This is a genomic window from Paraburkholderia oxyphila NBRC 105797, from assembly GCF_000685075.1.
GTDB lineage: Bacteria > Pseudomonadota > Gammaproteobacteria > Burkholderiales > Burkholderiaceae > Paraburkholderia > Paraburkholderia oxyphila.
On sequence record NZ_BAYD01000078.1, the window covers coordinates 25500 to 47989 of the forward strand.

Genomic DNA, 22490 nt, shown 5'->3' on the forward strand with positions numbered 1-22490 from the left:
TGCCTCAGCGAGTTGCCGCGCCGACTTACTCCGCGTATGACGGCGGATCTGATACGCATGTTTTGATACGAAACTGCTACTCGTTTTTCAAACGCAGTCAGGTCATAGTACGCAACACAGAGAACGGTGCGAAAGCACCTTCACGTGATTTTTCCAACGCTGCACAGCACGAATGCGCCGGCTGCGACCGGTATTCGATGGGCATTTTGAAGTGGTAGTGACTGTCGCCGTTACGTTGAGTCTGGCTTGCTTGCTCACGGCCAGCCTGATCACTTCTCGATACGCCGCGGTGCCGGTTGTTGCGCTATCGGGTTGCGCCGCGGCTGTGCACGTTGGTTACCTGGTTCGCCCAAAAGCAAGATTGCGGCGCGCGGCGCGCATCGGTCTTCGCCGCGGGGAGTTCCATGTCGTTTATCAGCCCATTGTGGACTGCGCACGCGACACTGCGTGGGCGTGGAAGCGCTGCTCCGGTGGGGCCATCCCAAGTTCGGAGTCGGGGGCCCGGGGCTGTTCATTGGAGAACTCAAAGGCACCGCAGGGTTACTGGATTGGGAAACCGATGGCAGTCGATCAGCTCCGGGCATTTGCGTCGGCGTCGATAAACACATTACAAGATGGCACCGGAACGGAGCTTAAAGCGTGAAAGACGAACGCATCATGGATGCGCAGCAACAACAACCAGGCAGCGTGCCCCTGCCCACAGAAAGCGACGACGATCAGTACTTTGAGCGGGCGACCCGGGTCACCGCGCGCGCGCTGAATTTACCAATATCCGTCGTATGTCTCGACCGTCTGGGTCAGCCAGAAGTCATAGGCGCAAGCGGGATTGGACGGGACGTCGTATTCCATCTGAATACGTACTATAGCCGGACGCTCCAATGCGAGGAACCGTTCGTCGTCAGAGATGCGCCGTCAGATGCGGAGCTTGCGCAGGGCTCAGTGGCAACCGGCGAATTGGGGATCCGCTTTTTCGCAGGCATTGCGCTGCGTCTACCGTGCGGCAAACCGATCGGTATGCTATGTATGATGCACTCGATGCCGCGGCGCTTCGCGCGCAAACAGCGTCAGCTGCTGGTGGATCTGGGGCAAATGATCGAACACGAAGTTGGCCTGCGCAAGCTGGACAGCTCTGATCGCTTGCAGGTGCGTCAGGCGATCGACCGGTTTCAGGCCCAGCATGCGCTTTACGTCGAGACTTTCCATCGGACTCCGGTCGCTATCGCGCATATCGGAAGCGACTGGGAGTGGCGGCACATGAATGATGCCTGCGTGAAATTCTTCGCGCACTCGCGCGCTCCGCTGACGAAAACGAACATACTCGATCTGCTGGATGCGAACGACCGGACCAGGCTTGAACAGGCCGTGCAAGCACTCAATCGTGGCCGCGCTGGTGAGGTCCTGACACTCGACGTAACGTTCCGATTGCGCAACAAGCAAAGAAAGCCAGCGCGCGTGCAGGTGGCACGGAAGCAGACGACGTCGGCCCGCGACGGAGGCTGGCTGTTTGTCATTCACGATACCCGGGCGGAGCGACAGGAAAAGGCCGCGCGCGATGCGCGGGAGGCTGCGTTGCATCGGGGAGCCCATGAGGCCTCGGAAGGTCTGCGCAGGGCGCATGAGCAATTGACGAGCACCGAGCGACAATTAGGAGCCACGCGCGTAGATTTGCACGCTATCGCTAACAATCTGCCGGTGCTGGTCGCTTACGTGGACGGTGAGCGACGTTATCGGTTCGCCAACTCAACCTATCGCGAGTGGCTGGGGGTGGACCCCGAGGAGATCGTGGGACGGCTCGCCCACGAGGTTCTCGCCGCTGACTATGTTGCTGCCATCGAGCCGTACGTCCAGCGCGTGCTCAACGGCGAAAGGGTCGAGTACGAGGTCGGAGCGACGGTTAACGGGAGTCGACGTGTCCTGCGTGGTGTGCTGGTGCCGCGTCGCGTCCATGATCAGGCGGCTGATGGGTACTACCTGCTCGTGCAGGACGTGACGGAGCGAACGGCGTTGCTCGATCGCCTGCGGCATCAGGCGTTCCACGACGCGCTGACCGGCCTGCCGAACAGACGCTCGTTCCTCGAGAGGCTGGATGAGGCACGCGCAGCAGGCGGCGACGGTGTGGCGGCCATCATGTTTATCGACCTGGACGGCTTCAAGGCTGTCAATGACACCTACGGGCATCAGTGCGGCGACGAAGTACTGGTTGAAACCGCGCGCCGGATCAGCCGCTGCGTGCGTGGCGGGGATCTGGTTGCGCGGCATGCCGGGGATGAGTTCACCGTGCTGCTGACCGGCCCTGCAATCGATCGTGCCGCACTGGAGAGGATTGCACGTGCAATCCTGCTGACACTGAGCCAGCCTATAACGTTCGGGGCGAAGGTCGTCCAGTTGTCGGCGAGTGTCGGCATACTACTGCGCGACCAGCGCGACCAGGCAGAGTCATTGAGTGGCGAAGCCCTGTTACGCGCGGCGGATGCCGCGATGTATCGTGCAAAAGTCGCGGGCAAGGCGCGTATTGTCGTGCATGAGCTTCACGATTCACCGACCGGCATGTTGGGTTGAGATCGACGCCCGTATCATGCCGGCCGAACCGGACCGGCCAGCTTTGCGCCGCAACGTGATTCATCGGCGCACAGGGCGCCTAGTGTCGCGACCGCTTTATCGAGCCGCACCGACCAGGGATATCCATAGTTCAGACGCACAAGGTGGCGAAAGGCGCCGTCCGCAGAGAAGATAGGTCCGGGCGCGATACTGATGCCACTGCCGAGCGCAGCCTGGAAGAACTGTATCGAGTCTACGTGATCCGGAAGCGCTACCCATGTGAAATAACCGCCGTCAGACTTGGTCGCCATCGTATCGGCCGGGAAGTACCGGCTGATCGCATCGAGCATCTGTGATTGCTGATGAGCCAACTCGCGACGTAGTTTGTGCAGGAAACGTTCGTAGCCGCCGTGCTGCAGATAGTCGGCGATTGCGCACTGCGCCGGCGTGCTGGCCGATAGCGTGGTCATCCATTTCGCACGTTCCAGCCCGCGCGCGAACCTTCCGGCTGCCGCCCAGCCGATACGATATCCGGGTGCAAGGCACTTCGCGAACGATCCACAATGGATGACAAGACCTTTCCGGTCAAAAAATTTGGCAGGACGTACCGGGTCCGGGCCAAAATGCAGTTCGTTGTAGACATCATCCTCGATGAGCGGCACGTCGTGTCGGGCAAGCAGATCAACCAGCGCCTGCTTCCGGGAATCGCGCAGCGTCACCCCAGTCGGATTGTGGAACGAGGTCATGAACCAGCAGGCCCTAACCGGATGTTGCTGCAGCGCCCGCGCAAGCGCATCCAGATCATGACCCTCTACCGGGTCGACAGGAATTTCCACTATGTTTAGCTTCAGGCGCTCGATAGCCTGCAGCGCCGCATAGAACGTCGGTTTTTCGATCACGATTACATCGCCTTGAGCGGCGAGCAACTGGGCACTGAGGGTCAGGGCTTCGAGTGCACCGCTCGTAATGATGATCTCTTCGACGGGCACCGTCATTCCCGCCATCAGGTAACGCAACGAAATCTGCTGGCGCAATCTTTCATACCCCGGCGGCAGGCAGTCAACCATGCTGGCCAGGTCCGTTGAACGATTGGCAGACGCGCACGACTTTCCGACACGCGCCATGGGAAACAGCGCAGGGCTCAGGAACGCTGAACCAAGCGGGACAGTCTCGGGCTGCCTGATCGTCCTGAGAACCTCAAAGACAAGGTCGCTGATATTGACGGTCTTCGGGTCGGCACCCGGCGAGGTCCCGGGCCTTCGCCGCGGCAATTGTCCGGCAGTCGGCGACACGAAATAGCCAGAACGCGGGCGCGCCTTGATCATCCCTCGATTCTCGAGCAGGTAGTAGGCACGAAATACCGTCGCGGGGCTTACGCCCCACGCCTTGCACGCCGCGCGAACCGAAGGAATACGCGCACCGGGTGGCAGATCACCGCGCTTGATGAGCTCACTGATCTGGTCGGCTAACCGCTCGTACCGTTTCAACTTGTGTGCTCCTCATAGAAAACACCATTGCGGGCGTGGACCCGCCGCGCTCGCACACATGCCTAATGCTTGAAGATAACCGTTTTTCAATCTGATACGGCTTTTCTTTTGCAATCTGCTTCTATTGCGGACGCACACGCGATGGCAAAGTGCGGCGCAGACCGGTTCCACTTCTTTCGAAGTTTCGCCTACGCGTGGCGGTCCGATCGATAACGATTTTCAGGCCAAATCTCTTAGCGACAAATTAATGGCATTCGGGTTCCCTGTAACAACAATCAGGCGCGGCGCCTTCATCGCGCTCCGTCGTGCCTCGCGTCGAGGGTTCGCAGTCGTCCTGGTCATCGGCGCAGGCACCTCGCTCGCTCTTGCTGGTCCGCCCGAAACTGGTTCGAACCGCAGTCTTCCGCTTGAACGCAAAGTCTGGCAGCAATTCGCGGACTGGCTTGCTGATCCACCGGCGTCCCCCATTCGCTTTGGCTCAGCCTGCGTGTCCATTGCGCAGTTGCCCCTTGTTCCCGCTGCCGTTGCCGGACCGGTCGCCGGCCCGATGCCTCTACGGACTAATACTTGCGATTCGCTCGAGGACACGCGCGCCGATGTCACCGGCGCCGCTGCCGCAACGGGCAGTTCGGGGCCGAACGTTGTGACGCTGCTTAGGGAAATGCGGTGGCAAATCAGCGACCACGCGGCGGCAGTTCGAGGGGGGGGGCTGGCCTCTGACGCCGTGGCCCGTATCGCCTCGCGGGTTAACCGGGCGGAGCAGTCGCCTGAATCACCAACGATGTCGCCCCCGGATTGCTCACTGGGTAAGGGTTGCGAAGAGCGAGCAATCTCGCCTTCGATCGGCACCGACACCCCCGCCTCGGTGCTACCTTCCGCGAGCATTGCGACGCAGCGTCCCTCGGTATGGACCATATTGCGCTTTGTATTGTGGCCGATCCTGGTGGCGGTTTTGGTCGTTGTTGCCGGTTGTGCCCTCAAAAGGTGGTTTCGCTACGACAAGTCGCTGCTGCGTGCTGCGCGTGCAGGGCTGCGTCGCGGCGAGTTCCACGTTGAATACCAACCCGTCGTGGGCATCAGGCGGGCCAGGTGCGTCGGCATCGACGCGTTGTTGCGGTGGGACAACCAGAAGTACGGCGCGCTGGGCCCCGCTCACTACATGAAGTTCATTGAGGACAGTAGTTTGATTGGACCCATGACGCGATTCGTCCTGTCGCGTGCCGCTCAGGAACTGCGGGAAATCGGCGCTCCGAAATCGCTCTATCTGGGCGTTACCGCTCCTGCTTCTTACTTGGTAAGTTCTGCGTTCATCGCGGACCTGCACGACGTTGGCTTCGTCGGTGTTCCGCCACTAATACTAAAGATCGGGGCAGGCAGCGCGAAGAAGTTCAAAAAACGTCTCATCCCGGTGATGGCCCAGGCACGTGCTAAAGGAATGCGGTTCGCCCTGTCGGCCGTGCGTCTCACTGACGTCGGACCTGCACTGCCGGCAGACATGAGCTTTGAGATGGTGAAGATTGACCGGGACGTGCTCGGAATGGATCCCGATGAACGCTCCAGACAGGTCAGTGCCTTGACGAGCATGGGCCACGAGATGGGCGCCGTGGTCGTTGTCGAAGGCATTGAGAACACGGCGCACCACAACGTCGCGCGGGCGAGCCGTGCCGAGTTTGGTCAAGGTTTCTTCTATAGCCGTGCACTCGGCGCCAGCCGACTGAAGGTATTTCTTGAGACCGCCAACGCACAATCCTCAACTGGGGCGGGAGCCTCGACCGTGCTCGGCTGGCGGATTCGAAATTACTAAATGGAGCGATCTATCCGCAACCTGAGCAGGTCAGGACATCTCCATTTAATTAGTATTGCATAGCAATGAAGCGCTATTTGCAAGTCGCGGCGGAGTTCGAAAACCTGATTGCGGACGGTACGCTTGCGCCCGGTGTGCGGCTCCCGTCGGTGCGTCAGGCGAGCAGTTCCCACCGCGTGAGCCCTTCAACGATTTTCCAGGCTTACTACACTCTAGAACGACGGGGCCTGGTCGTCGCAAGACCTCGGTCGGGTTATTTCGTCGCAAGTCGGCCTGCGCCAACGAAATCACTAGCGATTGTCTCGAACCGCAGTATTGACGAGGATGATGGTGACAGCCTGATTATCCGCTTCATGAAAGCTCAACGTCGATGCGCGCATCCGGGGCTTGGCGCTTCGGAACCAAGCGCCCAATTGTTCCCGTTCGGCCGGATTTCGCGCTCGTTGACTGCGGCAACCCGGAGGATGGCGAGCTCCCGGAACGCCTTGTCCGCGGGAGAGGCAGAAGCAGATCTGCGTCGCCAGATCGCCCTGCGCTACATTGTCACAGGTGTTACGGTTCCGATCGATGAGGTTGTTGTGACGAGTGGCGCGCTCGATGCACTGACACTCTGTCTGCAGGTTCTGACGCGGCCAGGCGACACCATCGCAATAGAACGGCCCGCTTTCCATGCTGTGCGAGATGCGGTTAAGCGCCTCTGTCTGAAGGCCGTGGAAATCCCTGTCGATCCACACCATGGACTCGACCTCGGCGTATTAGAGGAGGCGTTGCGGCACCATGCGGTACGGGCTTGCTGGTTTATGACGACGCTGCACCAGCCCACGGGCGCGACGCTCTCCGATGAACGGAAGGAGGCGCTCGTAAGGTTGCTCGCAAAACATGACGTGCCGCTCATCGAGGACGACGTATTCCGCGAACTGCATTTTGGCTTGACGCCGGCATATCCGGCGAAGCGCTTCGATTCTAACGGTCTTGTGCTGCACTGCGGTTCGTTTTCGAAGAGCCTTGCGCCGGGTCTGCGCCTCGGTTGGGTAGCGGCGGGGCGCTACGCCGCGAGAATTCAGCACGCACGTTGGCTGACGATGGCCCCGGCGTCTGTGCCCGTGCAATGCGCAGTTGCCGACTACCTTGAGCATGGGGACTACGGCCGGCTGCTACGCAAGTTGCGCCGCGAACTGGCGTTCCTTCAGAGCCGGATGGTGGCCGCGGTCGTCAGGTACTTCCCCAAAGGAACACTGGTGGTCCGGCCGCCGGGCGGATTCTTTCTATGGGTGGAACTTCCAGAAGGAGTCGAGGCAGTGCAGTTGTTCGAGATGGCCGAAGCGCACGAAATCGCGATAGCACCCGGTGCAATCTTTTCATGCAGCAGCGAATTCCGCCGTCACATCCGGCTTAACTATGGGCGTCCGTGGACTCCGGACGTTGAAAAGGAGGTATACACTTTGGGCACGCTGGCGAAGCGAGCAATGGCTGAGCAACGGACAGCTCGGCATGCTGGGCGCGAAGGAGCGAAGTGAGACGAGGCCGATGATTGATGGCGATGCCAACTGGAGCCCGGAGGATTCGAGGCGGCCTGGACCTGCGCCTGGCGGCAGTCGGCCGAGGGACTGTGGAAACGGTTTTTCCTATCGCTGGAAACGAACTCACCAGCCCGATCAATCGAGGTCGCAAGGCCGGCCACACGCTAACATAGGCGTCGGGCCAGCATTTTGATCCAACTCGACGCATCTGGTCCACTTCATCCGGGTTCAACGGATAGTGATTGGGCCACCCGCTCCACCATCTCCCCTCGAAGACGGGTGGGACGCCCAGACCGTGAGCCGAAATAAGCCAGACACTGCTAATGCGGTAAGTCGATCTTTGGTGAATACTCCCGTGGACACCAGTCGGGCACCGATGGTGCTCCGGGCTCGAGCCAGAGGCGGAAGCCAGAACACTGGCCCTCACCTGCACCTCGATGGATGACTTGTGCAGACCAACGCTGCAACCAGGCGAGCGAAGAAACGAATGCGTGATCGGGCTCGTCAACTTGATGGTGGCTGAATTTGTCAGAGGCAAGCAGGACAGGCCTGAGAGAGGGGTATTTATCTCTTGACCGTGGTCTTTCAATGGATGACACATTTAATGCGGTCTACACCGGGCAGGTCGCCGTTAATGCCTTAGCAGGTGCGCTTGAATTTCGCGCGCATCGAGGGCCGAGAGATCTTCGTTGATCTCTTCGAAAATCAATTGACGCGTCCCCTCGCTCAGACGCGCGTGCAGCATCCCGAGAAACTTCGGCTCGACGGCTAAGCGCAATCGCTGATACCGCTGATGGAGCCGTCCCTGTTCGATGTAGTCGGCGACGGTCTTCGCGAATTTTTCGCGGTCCTTCTCGCTCAGCGTCTGTCCACCAGCGACGACATTGACAAGGTCTTCGATTTCCCGCAAGTCCAGTTTAAGTCCCGGTGTCTCGAAGATTCGAGCACGGCTGCCGTCGGCAACGACAACCCAGGTAGTGACAGCCATGATGCGCCTCTCAGTGTGATTGGTCGCCGGCTCGGCGGGCATCGCAAATCGGCGCGTCACGCCAGCGAGCTCGCGGGTCAACGACAGTCTATCTCCAACGCCCATCGATGACGGACCGTGGGGCTTCCCCTCGCTCCTGCGCGAGCGACGGATAGTCGGTATATCCGCGCTCGCCGCCTCCGTAGAACGTGGACGGATCCGGCGAATTGAGCGGAGCGCGCGACCGCAAGCGTTCCGGGAGGTCGGGATTGGCGATGAATAAGCGTCCGAACGCGATCAGGTCCGCGTTGCCGTCCTCGATCCATCGCTCCGCACTTCCGCCGTCGAACCCGCCCGCGACCATCAGCACGCCGCGGTATGTGCGGCGTATCATCTCGCTCATGCGGTTCGCGCGCGCCGTGAAAGCGACATCCTCACCGGTTGCCGCCAGCGCGGGATTCACGATGTGCAAATAAGCCAGTCCGTATCGATTGAGCTTCTCGATGACATAAGAAACGGTCGTCTCGGGATCGTCATCATGCATGTCGTTGAAGGTGCCGAGAGGGGACAGCCGGACGCCGACCTTTTCTGGTCCCCATACTTCGCAAACCGTTTCGATCACCTCGAATAGCAGCCTGGCCCGACGCTCGCTCGATCCGCCGTATTCGTCCGTGCGGCGGTTCGTGCCGGACAACAGAAACTGGTCGAGCAGATACCCGTTCGCCGCGTGCACTTCGACGCCATCCATTCCGGCAGCCTTTGCGTTGCGCGCGCCCCTGAAGTACTGGCGCACCAGATAAGGCATCTCCTCGACCTGCAGCGCGCGAGGCGTGACGCAGGGCGCGACGACACCTTCGCCGCGCTCGTTCTCGATGAACGCCTCCGCTTTCGGCCAAACGGCGGAGGGCGCAACGGGCAGCATTTCATCGGGCTGCAACGAGGGGTGCGATATGCGTCCGACGTGCCACAGCTGCATGAACATCAACCCGCCCGTCTCGTGCACGGCGTCCGCCACGAGCCGCCAGCCTTCGACCTGCTCACGACTATGGATCCCGGGCGTCCATGCATAGCCCTGTCCTTGCATCGACACCTGCGTCGCCTCGCTGATGATGAGCGCGGCCGCTGCGCGCTGCGCGTAATAGCAGGCATTGAGCTGCGTCGGGATGTTGCCTGGTCGGCTCGCGCGCGAACGCGTTAGGGGCGCCATCACGACACGATGACGCAAGTTGTAGGGCCCGACCTTTACGGGTTCGAAGAGCTTGCGCTGCGAGACTTGCTCGTCGTGCTGCCCGGCGTCCCCGGGCGCGATTTCCCGCTCACGCATATTCGCTCCTTGTGTCTTTGTTCGCCCCGAAGAGCGCTGCCATAGACGCGTCGACGCGTCAGCGTCAGATCACATCGACATGATGATCCCGCTTGGTACAGACGACGACTGAGTTTGCGTCTTCGCGGGTTGTTCGGGCTCGGGATGAACGGCGATTGGATCGCTCGCAGGAAAGGTTTCTCCGAGCGCTTCGTCGAGTTGTTCATCCAAGGTCATCGGCGCTTCCTGCACCTCGACATTCGACTTCCGGATGTCGACGCAACTTGCCTTTGTCATGTAGCGCTCCTTAAGGGAACCAGCGGAATCCCGCTAACCCGCCGGCGATGCGCGCCTGCAATCACGGTCGTTGGAAGCGGAGATCGTCACCGCATCACGCAGTTCAAAAATTGCGGCATAACGACATTCAGGTCGACGTCACTGATCTTTGGGTCGGCGAGAGATGGAGCATGCGTGAAGCAGGAGATGCCTGACACTACGGATCTCGCATGCTCGATCCGATCGCGCATGACAATCTGCTCGCGCAGGCGTGAGCACTCCCCAATGTCGAACAGCGCTTCGATGTGATCAACGTCCACACGAAATAACCCGCATAAATTGTCGGAGTGCCGATCCGGCCAAATGCGGACTCAACAGGATCCAGGATCACAACCCTGATGCAGCGCAGCGATGCTTATGCTGTCGTACCACTGCTGTTCAGGCTCTCTAACGCCTTCCTCAGGCGTTCCTCCTGGTCGTTCGTGAGAGACGTCTTCAGTACCTTCCCGCCGAAAGGCTTCAGTTCTGGCAGGACCTTGTCAAAATTCACGCGACGCACGAGGATGAAGAGCGCCGACGAACCCGGCTCAATGTTCTGACCGGTCGAACGCATGAAATCGTCATCGATTCCATAGTCCGAGAGCGCGCCCGACAATGCGCCCGTGCCAGCACCAATGGCCATGCCTGTTGCCAGCCCGACGAGCGGATTGAGCAACATCAGTCCAACCAGCGCACCAAATAGCCCACCCCAGGCCGCGCCACTGAGTGCGCCTATCTTGACAAGATCGACGGCTTGCTTGAGGTGTACCTTGCCATTCGCACTACGGACCACGATGCAGGCATCCTCAAGGTCGATCAGATGTTCCTTTTGCATCTGCTGGAGTTTGGTCAACACCTGGTCGGCCGTCTCTTCGCCTTTGAAGCTTATAACGACTAGATCGCTCATCGATTTGCTCCTCTTCTCCGGGGACTAAGCTGAGACTTTTCCGCGCCAAAATGGTTGAAATCATGCTCCGCGCCGCAAGGCAGAGGTGGCGCCAGACAGCCTTGCATGTCCCGCCCGGCACGTGCCTTCGGGTGTTGACAGGGCCTTTGACGCGATGACGATGACGATGACATCGAGACTAGGCTCTTGCCGGTTTTACTTCTTCCTCATTCCTGCGAAGACGTGTCGGATCTCTGCGCTTCTGCTGCGTGGGTTTCAGATGTGAATGTACGGCAGCATTGCGCAAAAACTGCGCAGGCGTGGGGAAGAAAATCGGCCCGGCGGCCCCTACTGTCGATCGATGCGTGTGGCGCTCGTGTGGCCCGCGTGCGCGCGTCAGTCCATCAACAAACCGACGAGGAGCAGCGATGAGAACCGACGAAGACATCAAGCGAGACGTGGAGTACGAACTGAAGTGGGATCCCGACATCGATCCATCAGATATCGGGGTCGCGGTCAAGGACGGTGCGGTCACATTGTCTGGTTTCGCGCGCAGCTTCCGGCAAAGGAAAAAGGCCGAGGAGGACGCCGCCCGCGTGCGTGGCGTCAGGGGAGTCGCAAACGATGTGGAGGTGCGCTTGCCTCTGATCAACAAGCGGCCCGATCCGGAGATCGTGCGCGAGATCATTGCCGAACTGAAGGCCGAGGTGCCTTATGCGGCGGAAGATATCAAGGCAGTCGTCAGGGACGGACACGTGACGTTGAAGGGCGAAGTCGAATGGGACTACCTGCGCCGCCGCGCGGCCGACACGGCGCTGCGGGTGAGCGGCGTAACCGGCCTCACGAACGAGATCCAAATCAAGCCGAAGGTCAAACCCGAGGAACTCAAGCACAAGATCGAGGACGCATTCAAGCGCAACGCGGAAGTCGACGCCCAGCACATCACTGTCGAGGCAGAAGGCAACAAGGTCGTCCTGCGCGGCACGGTCCGCTCATGGGCTGAGCGCGAGGAGGCCGAGCGGGTCGCATGGCTTGCCCCCGGTGTGATGCGGGTCGACAACCGGATCACCATCGAATACTGACGGGCCACTGGAGACCAGGTGGCTCGCTTGCTTAGCGGATGGCCGAGGAACGGACAGGACACGGCACCAAAACCCGAAACGCCCTCGGCGCTGCTGACAGCTGCCTATACTGCCAGAACGACTTTGGTTGACACGTTCTTCGGCTCGTTGCAAGGCGAGTCGAAGAACTCGCAAGGTTGGTCTTGAAAATCGTGGTGGTACTGACTTCGAAGACCGGCTCGGCGATACGGGCGGGGAAAACTGGATTTTGGCTCGAAGAGCTTGCCGCGCCTCATTACGTGTTCAGGGGAGGCAGGCGTCGAGATGACACTCGCTTCGCCAAAGGCGGGCAGCCCCCGTGACACCAAGCAAGGGTCCGGATACAAACCGAGGCGACCTGTCATTTCAAGACTCTGATTCAATCGCGAGCGCGGAAGTCCGCGGTCATTGTTTTGCTCGCAACTTCCCAAAAAATAATTAGCTACCGACGTTTCGGTGGGCAAGCCGGAATGCGCGAGGCGTCACACCGGTATATCGATGAAACACGTCGGTGAAATGCTGTTGAGTCTGGAACCCCGCGCGCGCGCCAACCTCAACCAACGGAAGCGTCTCCTCACACAACATCGTCCTGGCAAACTTCACTCGTTCGAGCGTCACGTACAGATGGGGCGGATTACCTGTCGCCGCTTTGAAAACGTGTGCAAAGTTTGAGGCACTCATGTGCACCAGCACTGCGAGTTGCTCGACCCGAATGTTTTCGGCTATGTGCTCATGAATGAAGACTTGAATGCGAGTCAGCATTTGACGGGTAAGTGGCGTGTCCGGCTCGGCCGCACCAGCACAGTGCCCGTACCGGAGAACAATGTGCGCCGAGATGACATCGGCAAAAGCGTCGGCGCAGGCAGCGTCGATGAGATCCGCGTCATACAAGGCACCCAATGTATCCACAGCCTCCCGCAGGAACGGATCCCAGGACATAGACCATTTTGGGACTGCGCCAAACGCCTCTTGCGAGACTTGCCCAAGTACGCCTGATCTGAGTGCGATAACCCATCCATTGAGATCGTCGCCAGCGGTCGTCGTCAATATCGCCCTCGTCGGAATGACTGCGGAAAATGGTGCAGAGATCAGGATGGAGTGACTCACCCCAAGGTCGTCGCCGCCTGCGGCATGCACGACAGTGCAACCAGTCGGCACAATCAACCGGAATCCCGGTATCAAATTCTGTCCGCGGTCGGTAAAAGCGACGCTCATCGGTTGGCAGCGTAATCCGCGATTCGGGGCCATGGCTTTATTCATGATAAGAAAGGATGTCGCTTCCATCTCGTCGGTACAGGAAGCGTAGGCCAAGTTCAGGGTTGCCTAAGACGGATTCGTCATATGGGCAGAAGCGAAGCCTTTTGGAGTGAGGGAACTTGATGCGATAACACATCCTTTCGGAATGCATTCAGAAAGCTGACGCTTGCGCTAGATATCACGCGGCGTAAGCGGTGGGGCGAAGTGCTCGCGTGGTCAGATATGTTGCCGACAGCATCGTCGTCATCGGCTTCTCGCAGGCAGTTGAAGCGCACGGATTGCACTGGTACTTAAAATATTGCTCGACGGGGCAGTCAGCAGTCTGGATCAGTTAATTTCTTTGCTGCACCGGCTTATTATCAAGGCACCCCACGGCTTTAACGTCGCACGCTTTGGGAGCATTTCCCGACGCGCGACCGCTCGCGTGAGTTTCTGCGGCAGATCTGCACGCGCATCATCGCATCTACGCCGCCCGATCGCTGCGATCGCAAGAGGACGGCTGCGGCTTAGGGAAAAAGGGACTCCCGAGCGGCATTTGACGCTCGTGCAGTTGGCTCTCCTAGACGCTAGACTGCAGTGAGCAGCCAGGTGCTCGCCGAGCGCGACGTCACCTGGAAAAATTGCGGGGTGCCGATGATTTCGCACGTCCAATTGTTTGAGTCGATCTTGCGCATGGTCGCGGCAGTGCTGGTGGGCTGCATCGTCGGGCTCGATCGAAACCTGCATGGCAAGCCGACCGGTGTCAAGACGCTGGGCCTCGTCGCGCTCGGCTCCTGTCTTGTGACGATGGCCGGCATGTCCTTCGAACTACACGGTTTTACTAACGGCAGCGACGCTGGTCGTGCGATTCAAGGCGTCATTACGGGCATCGGTTTTCTCGGCGCCGGGGTGATCCTGCAAAACCGCGCCACCGGCAAGATCAGCGGCTTGACGACAGCGGCTTCGATCTGGGTCACCGCCGCGCTCGGCATTGTGTGCGGCATCGGCGCCTGGCAGATTGCAGGTATTGCCACCGCCCTGCTCCTGCTGCTGCTCTCAGTCGGCGGCAGCATTGAACGTGCGTTGCACCGGCGCTGGCTAAGAAAGTCGCCCGAAGAGCAGGCGGCAATCACGCGGCACGACGAATAGCGCTGCGGCGCACTGATTGGCGCACTGCCCGTGGAACGAATGTGCGGCGCGTCAAATGCATTCGCCACGGACAATGCGAGACCTATGTCAGTGATGTTCGCTGTAGTCGGACCTTGGTTTCGGTGTTGCGCGTACCTTTGCGTATTGAAACTCGGGCAGCGCCTTGATCGCATCTTTCGTCGCACCGGCAAGCACCAGTTTTCCATTGTTGAAATCGAGCTGCTCGATCGGAATGGCCACGTCGTGATGTGACACACCCAGAAGCTGGTTTGCGGCTACGATTGCAAACGATACCGACCGGTCCGGTGCAACGATAATGTCATGAATGACGCCGACACGCTCGCCCTTCTCGTTGAAGACCGGCTTGTCCATGATCGACTTTCTCACGCTCCAGCCTGCCACGATCGCGGCCGACTCTTCCACACTGACACCAAGCGGCTGGGCGCCGGCCACCTGGGCGTGCGCGTCTAGAGGGAGTCCGAGCGACGACACGAGCAGCCATACAAGCAGATTCCTTTTCATGAGATTCCCTTTGTGGTTTCACAGTGCGACACCGATCCACTAGTGAACACGATAATGCTGGATCGTGAGTAGCGTAAGTTCATGTTAGGAGACCTGATGGCGTGGCGCTATGAAAAAGACGGCGGTGGATCGCGTAATTTCGACGCGTCCCGATGTCGATGTGTACACCATTCAGCGCGCCTCGCGAATCAAAGCAGAATTGCGAAATGCATGGCAGAAACGCGAAAGAATCGCAGGTGCACGGAGCCTAGACTTAAGTTCATCACCTGACGTTGAGCCGGAGTGCCACATGGATGAACTGCTTGGGCGCGCTTGGTGGATGCTCATTCTGCGTGGCACAGTAGCGCTGCTGTTCGGCACTCTGGCGTTATTCTTGCCCGGTCTCACTCTTCTACTGCTTATCATCCTCTTTAGTGCCTACGCAATCGCTGGCGGCGTTGTCGCGATTGTCGCGGCCATCCGCTACCGCGCGACGCACGGCGGCTGGTGGATGCCCTTGCTGCTCGGCATCTGCAGCATCGGCGCCGGCGTGATAGCCGTGCTGGTGCCGGGCATTACCGCCCTCGTGCTGGTCGCCGTAATCGGCGCAAACGCGATTATCACTGGCGTATTCGATCTGATCGCAGCAACCCGGCTGCACAGGCGCCTGCGTAATGCGTGGATGCTGGTGCTAACTGGAGTGCTGTCCGTGCTTTTCGGCATCTTCGTTTTGCTCTTCCCAGGCGCCGGCGCGCTAGCGCTCGTCTGGCTGATCGGCGTGTACGCAATGTTCACGGGCGCGCTGCTATTCGTACTCGGCATCACTGCCCGTGCCTGGCGTCATGAGGACCTGACCGGCGAGCCACACGCACCATTGCATCTCTAAGCGCACCGCTCACGGGCCACTCGTGGGTCACGAGGTCAAACCCGCGGGCGATGCCGCGCCGGGCGTGCCGTGGTATCAGGAGGTCGAATGCGCCGCCCCTCATCTCCGGTGGTCCAGCCTCGGGTCTGGCACTGGCGTACCTCACGTAAGGAGAATGACATGCCACTGGATCTCGACAAATGGAACCCGTTCCGGTTTTTACGCTCGCACGCGCAAAAAAGCGCATCTGGCGGCGTCGGTGCGCCGCGCACCGGTCAGCAAAGCGCGCGGCACAACGGGCAGACTGGAACGCAAACAGGTAACGGGGCACCGATGGAAGTCGCTGCTGCGCCGGTATCACTTGCGGCTGCCAGCTGGCCGCTGCCTGATCCGATTCATCTGTTTGCCGAATTGATCCGCGATCCGTTCGGAGGTCGTGGACCGCTCGGAAGCTGGTTCGGCGACTTCAGCGCGAGCGAGTTCCAACCGCGGATCGACGTCACCGATGAAGGCGACGCACTGCGTATCGTTGCCGAATTGCCGGGCATGAACCGCGACGACGTCGAACTCGAAGTGATAGATGACATGCTGATCGTGAGCGGCGACAAGCGCTTCGAATCGACGAGCGAAGAAAAGGGCTGCTATCGGGTCGAGCGGTCGTTTGGGCATTTTCAGCGTGCGGTCCCGCTGCCCGCGGGCATCGATCTCGATCGGGCAGAGGCCAGATTTGAAAACGGCGTGCTGACGCTGCGCATCCCCAAAGCGGTCGGAGAACCGGCAGCGAAGCGGCGCATTGAGATCAAATAACACCCGTCCGTCGGCGATGGAACTGGTCAGTTTGCGGGCGGGGGATTGTAAGCGACATGCTGCGCACCGGCGACGCTTATCGCGTCAAGCTGCGGTTGGTACGATCCACTGCCGCGCGAGGCGCCGAGGAAGAAGCTGAACAACTGACGGCCTCACTCAGAACTGCGTTCGACGAACCCGGAAGGGGACCTGCTGGAGCGTCGCATCTTGCATGACTAACCGACGCCGGTTGACGGGATCGACAGAACGTTTGCGCGCGCATGTCAGCGCGCCGGCGAGCGTCCCGGTATATCGATTGGAGAAGGCACGCTGCATTGCCCCCTGCTGCGGGTACCGCACGATGAATCAGTGCACCGGCCGACGCGACGAAGGACGATGGGATTCGCTTGGATCGATTCGAGCGCAGCGCGAGCCCAGCACGCAAACAAGGCGACACCGAGAGATCGGAATAGGAAGCGGAATAGATAGTTCCTACCCACCCAATACCCGCGCGGGAAGCGATGCCCGCCCGGATGAAAAGGAGATCATCATGGCCGAGTGCAGCGTTTGTGGTAAGCCCGCAACCTCGCAGATCACGATCACCGAAAACGGTCAACGCCGTCAGCTGATGCTGTGCAACGAGCACTACATGGAGTTCATGACGCGCAATCAGCGCCACCTGTCGCCGCTCGAGTCCCTCTTTCACGGCGGACTGTTCGAGAGTCTGTTCGACGATATGTGGCCACAGATGGAAAGCGGCCGCGGTAGCCGGTTTGTAGGACGCTCGCCCGGACAACCCGGCGGCGCCAATCAGGGTACAGCGGCCGGCAGCGGGCAAATGGGCGAGTCAGCGGGCGCACACCCGGGCGGCCGCACGCGCCGGCATAGCCGGGCGCGTGAAGCGGTGGACCTGCAGACGTACCTGAGCCAGAGCGGCCTGGACCGCCTGCAAGCAGCAGCGCAAGCCGCAGTCGAATATGGCAAGAACGAAGTCGATACGGAACACCTTTTGCTGGCGCTCGCCGGTAACAATGTGGTGCAGGAAATCCTGCGTGAATTCAAGCTTGATCCCGAAGAAATCAAGAAGACCATCGATCAGACCGCGCCACGTGGCACCCGCAAGGAGCCGGGCGACAACGAGCAGATCGGCGTGTCGCCGCGCGCCAAGAGTGCGCTGGAAAATGCGTTGAAGGCGTCGCTGGAACTGGGTCACAGTTATGTCGGACCAGAGCACATCCTGATCGGGCTCGTCGAGGAAGAAGACGGTTTTGCAGGTGAATTGCTGCGCAAGCTCGGGCTCTCGCCACAAGCGATGCGTCAAAAAGCAGTCAAGGTGGTAGGCAAGGGTGCCGAAGACGGCAAGATGGACGACCGCTCCACCACGCCCACGCTCGACAAGTACGCGCGCGATCTCAGCGCGCTTGCTCGTCAAGGCAAGCTCGACCCGGTGATCGGCCGTGACAAGGAAATCGAAACCACCATTGAAGTGCTCGCGCGGCGGCGCAAGAACAACCCGGTACTGATCGGCGAACCCGGTGTGGGCAAGACCGCTATCGTCGAAGGTCTGGCGCAGCGCATCGCTCAGGACCAGGTGCCGGAAGTATTGCGCGGCAAGCGCGTGGTCGAACTGAACATCAATAGCGTCGTGGCTGGCGCGAAGTATCGTGGCGAGTTCGAAGAGCGCGTCAAGCAGGTACTGGATGAGATCATCGAGAACCAGGACCGCCTGGTTGTATTTATCGACGAACTGCATACGATTGTCGGCGCCGGCCAGGGCGGCGGCGAAGGCGGACTCGATATCGGCAATGTCTTTAAGCCAGCGCTCGCTCGCGGTGAGTTACACCTGGTGGGTGCGACCACATTGAACGAATACCAGAAATACATTGAAAAGGACTCGGCATTGGAGCGGCGCTTTCAGCCCGTGACGGTGCCTGAGCCTAGCGTCGAGGAAACGATCGAGATCCTGCGCGGCCTGCGCGACCGGCTCGAAGCACATCACAAGGTGAAAATTACCGAAGAGGCGATCGCTGCAGCGGCAAAGCTTTCGGACCGCTACATCGCGGCGCGCTTTTTGCCGGACAAGGCAATCGATTTGCTCGATCAGGCCGCCGCCCGCGTGCGCATTTCGTCGAATTCGCGTCCGCAGCCATTGCACGATGTCGAGGCGAGCATCCGCCGTATCAGGCAGGAACAGGACGCGGCCAGCGCTGCAAAGCAATTCGATAAGGCCAAGGAACTGGAAGGGCAACTTGTCGCGGAACAAAAACGCCTGCATGAAGCCACCGAAACATGGAAGAAGGAGCGCGGCACCAGCTCGCAGGAAGTGACGGCGGAAGACATTGCACAGATCGTTTCGTCGCTCACGGGCGTACCGTTGTCTGAACTCACGGCCGAGGACCGTGAAAAGCTTTTGCGACTGGAAGACCATCTGAAGGAACGCGTGGTCGGACAGGATGAAGCCGTGTCCGCAGTCGCCAAAGCGGTGCGGCTTTCGCGTGCCGGTTTGACAGAGGCCGGCAAGCCGACTGCGAGCTTCCTCTTTCTTGGGCCTACGGGTGTGGGTAAAACCGAACTCGCGAAGGCGCTAGCCGCTTCGGTGTTCGGCGACGAGAACGCGTTGGTGCGCATCGACATGAGCGAGTATTCCGAGCGTCATACCGTGGCGCGGCTGGTTGGCGCGCCGCCCGGATACGTCGGCTACGAGGAAGGGGCAACTCACCGAGCGTGTGCGGCGCAGACCATATTGCGTGGTGTTGCTCGACGAAATCGAAAAGGCGAACTCGGAGGTGCACAACCTCCTGCTACAACTGTTCGACGAAGGGCGGCTCACCGACGGCAAGGGACGTCTGGTCGATTTCACCAACACGATCATCATCGCCACCAGCAATATCGGCTCACAGCTGATCCAGGACAACATGAAGGCTGATTCCAAGCAGCTTGGATACCCTGAACTGCGCGACCGGTTGATGGAAATGCTGCGGCATCACTTCAAACCCGAATTCCTGAACCGGGTCGATGAAGTCGTCGTGTTCCATGCGCTCGGCAAGGAGCAGATTCGCAGTATCGTCGATCTGCAACTTGCGCGCGTAGCGCGTACGGCGCTGGTTCAACACATCGATCTGTCATTCGACGACGCTTTGCGCGATCATCTTGCGCAGATCGGCTATGACCCGGATTTCGGTGCGCGGATGCTCAAACGCAAGATCCGTCTTGAGGTGGAATCGCAACTTGCTGATGCGCTGTTGCGAGGCGACGTGCGCGATGGCGACAAGGTCACAATGACCTACGATTCAGGTACACGCTCTGTGCGTGTGGAGAAAGGAGCCTCGCCCACCGAAGCGCCCAGCGACGCGTCAGCGCAGGGAACACCGGCACATGCATGAGCCCTGGAGAACGCGCGACGCCGCCCGCCCGTGCGGGGAGCGTCGCCCTCACGATTCAAGCTCACCTGCCACGATCTCGTCGCGATAGCACCAGATCCACGTTTCGCCGGGTTCGATTGAGCGTACCAGTGGATGACCGGTCGCGTGAAAATGCCTGCTTGCATGCCGGTTGGGAGACGAATCGCAGCAGCCGACGTGTCCGCAAGAAAGGCAAAGCCGCAAATGTACCCACGGCTGGCCGAGCTTCACGCAGTCCTCGCAATAGTCGATGGGCGTGTGGAGAATGCGGGCTTCGCCCAGGTGCGTGCAACCGGAGGTCATGATCGTGCTCCTCGGACAGGTATGGCAGACGCGCTGGAATCAAGGTTGCGCTCGTGCTCAACTGCTATTCAGATAGCGATGCACCAGTGCCACGGCCATTGCCCCCTCACCGACTGCCGACGCCACGCGCTTGATCGATGCGTGACGCACGTCGCCCGCTGCGAATACGCCAGGCATACTCGTTTCCAGATGCAGCGGCGCGCGTTCGAGAGGCCAATTCAGGTCCGCCCGATATTCCTGCAGATCGGGTCCGGTTACGAGATAGCCGGCTTCATCGCGAACGATGCCGACCTCCTGCGCCCATTCCGTCTGCGGCACGCCGCCAATGCAGACGAATAGCCAATTCGTTCTTACCGTGCGGGACCGGGCGGTTCGCACATCGGTCAGCGTAATCTCCTGCAACACGTCACTGCCAGCGAGCGCGGCAACTTCGGTGCATGTGAGCACTTCAATGTTCGATGCCGATGTGATGCGGTCCACCAGGTACTGTGATAACGTGTCTTTGAGCGATGCGTCACGCACGAGCATATAGACGCGATTGGCGGACTGCGAAAAATGCATGGCGGCCTGGCCCGCCGAGTTGCCGCCGCCCACCACATACACGTCTTCACCATGGATCAGTACGGCCTCGCTCGCCCCGGCGCCGTAATAAAGGCCTGCGCCAAGAAAGCGCTCTTCACCTGCCAGGCCTAACGTGCGATATGCGACGCCCGTCGCGCAGATAGACGTGCGCGCCGTGATGCGCGTGCCGTCTTCCAGATACACGATGCCCTGACCGGGCGGGAACTCCGCGTGGACGCCGGCGCGCGCCAGCAGGATTTCGGCGCCGAACCTGATGGCCTGATCGCGCGCCCGTTCAGCGAGTTCCGCGCCGCTCACGCCTTGTGGAAAGCCCAGATAGTTCTCGATCTTCGAACTGCTGCCTGCCTGTCCGCCCAGTGCCCAGCGCTCCACCAGCACGGTATGCAGTCCCTCCGATGCACCGTACACCGCGGCGCTTAATCCCGCCGGTCCGGCGCCGTAAATCGCAAGATCGTAGGCCTCACGGGATGGACTCGCAAACCAGCCGAGCTTCTCGGTGATTTGCCGGATGGTGGGACATTCCAGCCGCGTTCCGTCGTGGAAGACGCAAACCGGCAGGCGCGAATAGGAAAGGTGCTGCACATGCGCCAGTTCCTCCGCCTCCTTGTCCGCCTCCTTGTCGCTGCCCAGTTCGATCCATTCGAACGGTATATCGCAGCGATGCAGGAAGTCGCGTATCGCGTAGCCATGTGCGCTGCGCATGCGTCCATAGATCCTGACCATGAATATCTGTCCGCCTTTGAGGACGTTCAGGAGTTACTTTCGTTTCTCACGCTTCACAAGCAGGCGACCGCGCCAAGACAACGGCGGTTAGCCATATCTGTGCACCGTAGGCCCGTTCTGCAGCGGCGTCTTTCGCGATCCTGCGGGGCTTTGTTCGCTTTCTGCTGATGGCACCATCACATCAGGTCGTGCGACTCTTCCAGCTTGCGATCGACAAAACGCGTGCCCCATTCGATGCCGTCGCGCACCGCCTCCTCCTGCGTAAGCCATTCCGGCTGAGTCGTCCCAAGACGGAATTCGGCCACGGGGCTATCGGCATGGCGCACACTCACCTTCGCCTGCCACGCGCCGTATGCTTTCTGCTCCGGCTGTACTGCAATCTCGTAGCCTCGATGCTCAAACACGTGCGATTGCATGAGCGGCTCCCGTTTTATATCAAGGGGTCAATCTGGAAGCACGAACTCAGTGCGCATGTCTTCGATCACCTTCTGGACATGATGTGCGCAATGTGCGCCGAGGTCATTGAGCGGCACCATGTTCCAGTTGCGGCCGGATGCGTCGGGCGGGTGCCGCTCCGGTAGCGGTATACGCACGCGCAAAGCTCCTGGCACATCAGCAGCCATGTTCGCCATGCGGTTCTGCACTTCGTCGCGAATCTGCTCAGCGGTTCGAACGATCTTCGGCATCGGTCCGTCTCCCTCGGTCGCACGTCCCGACCATGACTGAATAGCGCATAGTGCCTCGTGCGTAGGCATGCACCGACGATGCTTTAAGTCTAGTCGCTAATCCGGGGATGTACGGATAATCGCTCGCTTCTGCGGTCTGCATCAAGAGCCGGTGTCCGCAGTTGATGAACTGCTGGCGAGTTGACAAAAAAGGAAAATATTCGACCTGCAGGGGGCCAGGCTCGAGCCAGTCATACAGGCGCTGGTGCTCCGGTTGCCAGATAACCGCAGCACCGCAGCAAGCCAGCGCGTGTGCGAGTGGCCTCGAAGCATGCGACACGACCCGTGACGGAGTCTGC

At 60.1% G+C, this 22490-nt stretch carries 19 protein-coding genes and 1 pseudogene; 8 read left to right on the forward strand and 12 right to left on the reverse strand.

The window, feature by feature from the left end; all coding sequences use genetic code 11:
- Positions 1 to 639: 639 nt before the first annotated feature.
- Positions 640 to 2559: a diguanylate cyclase domain-containing protein gene (locus BO1_RS34540; RefSeq protein ID WP_043287795.1), complete on the forward strand. Its 1920-nt coding sequence runs from the start codon at positions 640 to 642 to the stop codon at positions 2557 to 2559.
- A 14-nt stretch (positions 2560 to 2573) separates the two neighbouring features.
- Here BO1_RS34540 and BO1_RS34545 read toward each other — a convergent pair whose 3' ends face one another.
- Positions 2574 to 4025 carry an aminotransferase-like domain-containing protein gene (locus BO1_RS34545; RefSeq protein ID WP_028221473.1) on the reverse strand — a complete coding sequence of 484 codons (1452 nt, stop codon included), beginning with the start codon at positions 4023 to 4025 and terminating at the stop codon, positions 2574 to 2576.
- A gap of 247 nt (positions 4026 to 4272) precedes the next feature.
- Between BO1_RS34545 and BO1_RS34550 the strand changes: the two genes are divergently transcribed.
- Positions 4273 to 5829, forward strand: coding sequence for an EAL domain-containing protein (locus BO1_RS34550; protein ID WP_028221474.1), 1557 nt, complete (start codon positions 4273 to 4275; stop codon positions 5827 to 5829).
- 65 nt (positions 5830 to 5894) lie between these two features.
- On the forward strand, positions 5895 to 7346 hold the full coding sequence (locus BO1_RS34555) for an aminotransferase-like domain-containing protein (protein ID WP_028221475.1): 1452 nt from the start codon (positions 5895 to 5897) through the stop codon (positions 7344 to 7346).
- A gap of 634 nt (positions 7347 to 7980) precedes the next feature.
- Here BO1_RS34555 and BO1_RS34560 read toward each other — a convergent pair.
- The 5 genes from BO1_RS34560 to BO1_RS34580 form a co-directional block, all read right to left on the reverse strand.
- Entirely contained in the window at positions 7981 to 8418 is a 438-nt protein-coding gene (locus tag BO1_RS34560; protein ID WP_407670035.1) for a host attachment protein, read from the reverse strand.
- 7 nt (positions 8419 to 8425) lie between these two features.
- Positions 8426 to 9640 (reverse strand): alkene reductase, encoded by a 1215-nt coding sequence (locus BO1_RS34565; RefSeq protein ID WP_028221477.1) that lies wholly within the window; start codon positions 9638 to 9640, stop codon positions 8426 to 8428.
- A 69-nt stretch (positions 9641 to 9709) separates the two neighbouring features.
- Positions 9710 to 9916 carry a hypothetical protein gene (locus tag BO1_RS53950; RefSeq protein WP_043287798.1) on the reverse strand — a complete coding sequence of 69 codons (207 nt, stop codon included), beginning with the start codon at positions 9914 to 9916 and terminating at the stop codon, positions 9710 to 9712.
- An 86-nt stretch (positions 9917 to 10002) separates the two neighbouring features.
- Positions 10003 to 10215, reverse strand: a complete 213-nt coding sequence (locus BO1_RS34575; RefSeq protein ID WP_028221478.1) for a hypothetical protein — start codon at positions 10213 to 10215, stop codon at positions 10003 to 10005.
- 95 nt (positions 10216 to 10310) lie between these two features.
- Positions 10311 to 10841, reverse strand: a complete 531-nt coding sequence (locus BO1_RS34580) for a DUF1269 domain-containing protein (RefSeq protein WP_028221479.1) — start codon at positions 10839 to 10841, stop codon at positions 10311 to 10313.
- A gap of 407 nt (positions 10842 to 11248) precedes the next feature.
- Here BO1_RS34580 and BO1_RS34585 point away from each other — a divergent pair, with 407 nt between their 5' ends.
- Complete coding sequence (locus BO1_RS34585) at positions 11249 to 11902, forward strand: BON domain-containing protein (RefSeq protein WP_028221480.1); 654 nt, start codon at positions 11249 to 11251, stop codon at positions 11900 to 11902.
- A 456-nt stretch (positions 11903 to 12358) separates the two neighbouring features.
- Here the strand turns inward: BO1_RS34585 and BO1_RS34590 are convergent, their stop codons facing one another.
- Positions 12359 to 13231, reverse strand: a complete 873-nt coding sequence (locus BO1_RS34590; protein ID WP_245643979.1) for a helix-turn-helix domain-containing protein — start codon at positions 13229 to 13231, stop codon at positions 12359 to 12361.
- Positions 13232 to 13810: 579 nt separating this feature from the next.
- Here BO1_RS34590 and BO1_RS34595 point away from each other — a divergent pair.
- A complete protein-coding gene (locus tag BO1_RS34595; protein ID WP_028221482.1) occupies positions 13811 to 14305 on the forward strand; it encodes an MgtC/SapB family protein in 495 nt (164 codons plus the stop codon).
- Positions 14306 to 14392: 87 nt separating this feature from the next.
- Here BO1_RS34595 and BO1_RS34600 read toward each other — a convergent pair whose 3' ends face one another.
- Positions 14393 to 14827, reverse strand: a complete 435-nt coding sequence (locus BO1_RS34600) for a PRC-barrel domain-containing protein (protein WP_028221483.1) — start codon at positions 14825 to 14827, stop codon at positions 14393 to 14395.
- Positions 14828 to 15116: 289 nt separating this feature from the next.
- Here BO1_RS34600 and BO1_RS34605 point away from each other — a divergent pair, with 289 nt between their 5' ends.
- From BO1_RS34605 to BO1_RS53955, 3 genes and pseudogenes are all read left to right on the forward strand, one after another.
- The gene (locus BO1_RS34605) at positions 15117 to 15692 is read left to right on the forward strand and encodes an HdeD family acid-resistance protein (RefSeq protein WP_028221484.1); all 576 of its coding nucleotides are present in this window, start codon (positions 15117 to 15119) and stop codon (positions 15690 to 15692) included.
- Between the two features lie 159 nt (positions 15693 to 15851).
- Positions 15852 to 16478 (forward strand): Hsp20/alpha crystallin family protein, encoded by a 627-nt coding sequence (locus tag BO1_RS34610; protein WP_028221485.1) that lies wholly within the window; start codon positions 15852 to 15854, stop codon positions 16476 to 16478.
- Between the two features lie 529 nt (positions 16479 to 17007).
- Positions 17008 to 19840, forward strand: a pseudogene (locus BO1_RS53955) (ATP-dependent Clp protease ATP-binding subunit).
- Positions 19841 to 19888: 48 nt separating this feature from the next.
- Here BO1_RS53955 and BO1_RS58285 read toward each other — a convergent pair.
- From BO1_RS58285 to BO1_RS34630, 4 genes are all read right to left on the reverse strand, one after another.
- Complete coding sequence (locus tag BO1_RS58285; RefSeq protein WP_084688426.1) at positions 19889 to 20161, reverse strand: UBP-type zinc finger domain-containing protein; 273 nt, start codon at positions 20159 to 20161, stop codon at positions 19889 to 19891.
- 57 nt (positions 20162 to 20218) lie between these two features.
- On the reverse strand, positions 20219 to 21466 hold the full coding sequence (locus tag BO1_RS34620; protein ID WP_043287801.1) for an NAD(P)/FAD-dependent oxidoreductase: 1248 nt from the start codon (positions 21464 to 21466) through the stop codon (positions 20219 to 20221).
- A gap of 176 nt (positions 21467 to 21642) precedes the next feature.
- On the reverse strand, positions 21643 to 21882 hold the full coding sequence (locus BO1_RS53960) for a DUF6566 family protein (RefSeq protein WP_052409711.1): 240 nt from the start codon (positions 21880 to 21882) through the stop codon (positions 21643 to 21645).
- A gap of 27 nt (positions 21883 to 21909) precedes the next feature.
- Positions 21910 to 22152 (reverse strand): hypothetical protein, encoded by a 243-nt coding sequence (locus BO1_RS34630; RefSeq protein ID WP_028221487.1) that lies wholly within the window; start codon positions 22150 to 22152, stop codon positions 21910 to 21912.
- Positions 22153 to 22490 lie beyond the last annotated feature (338 nt).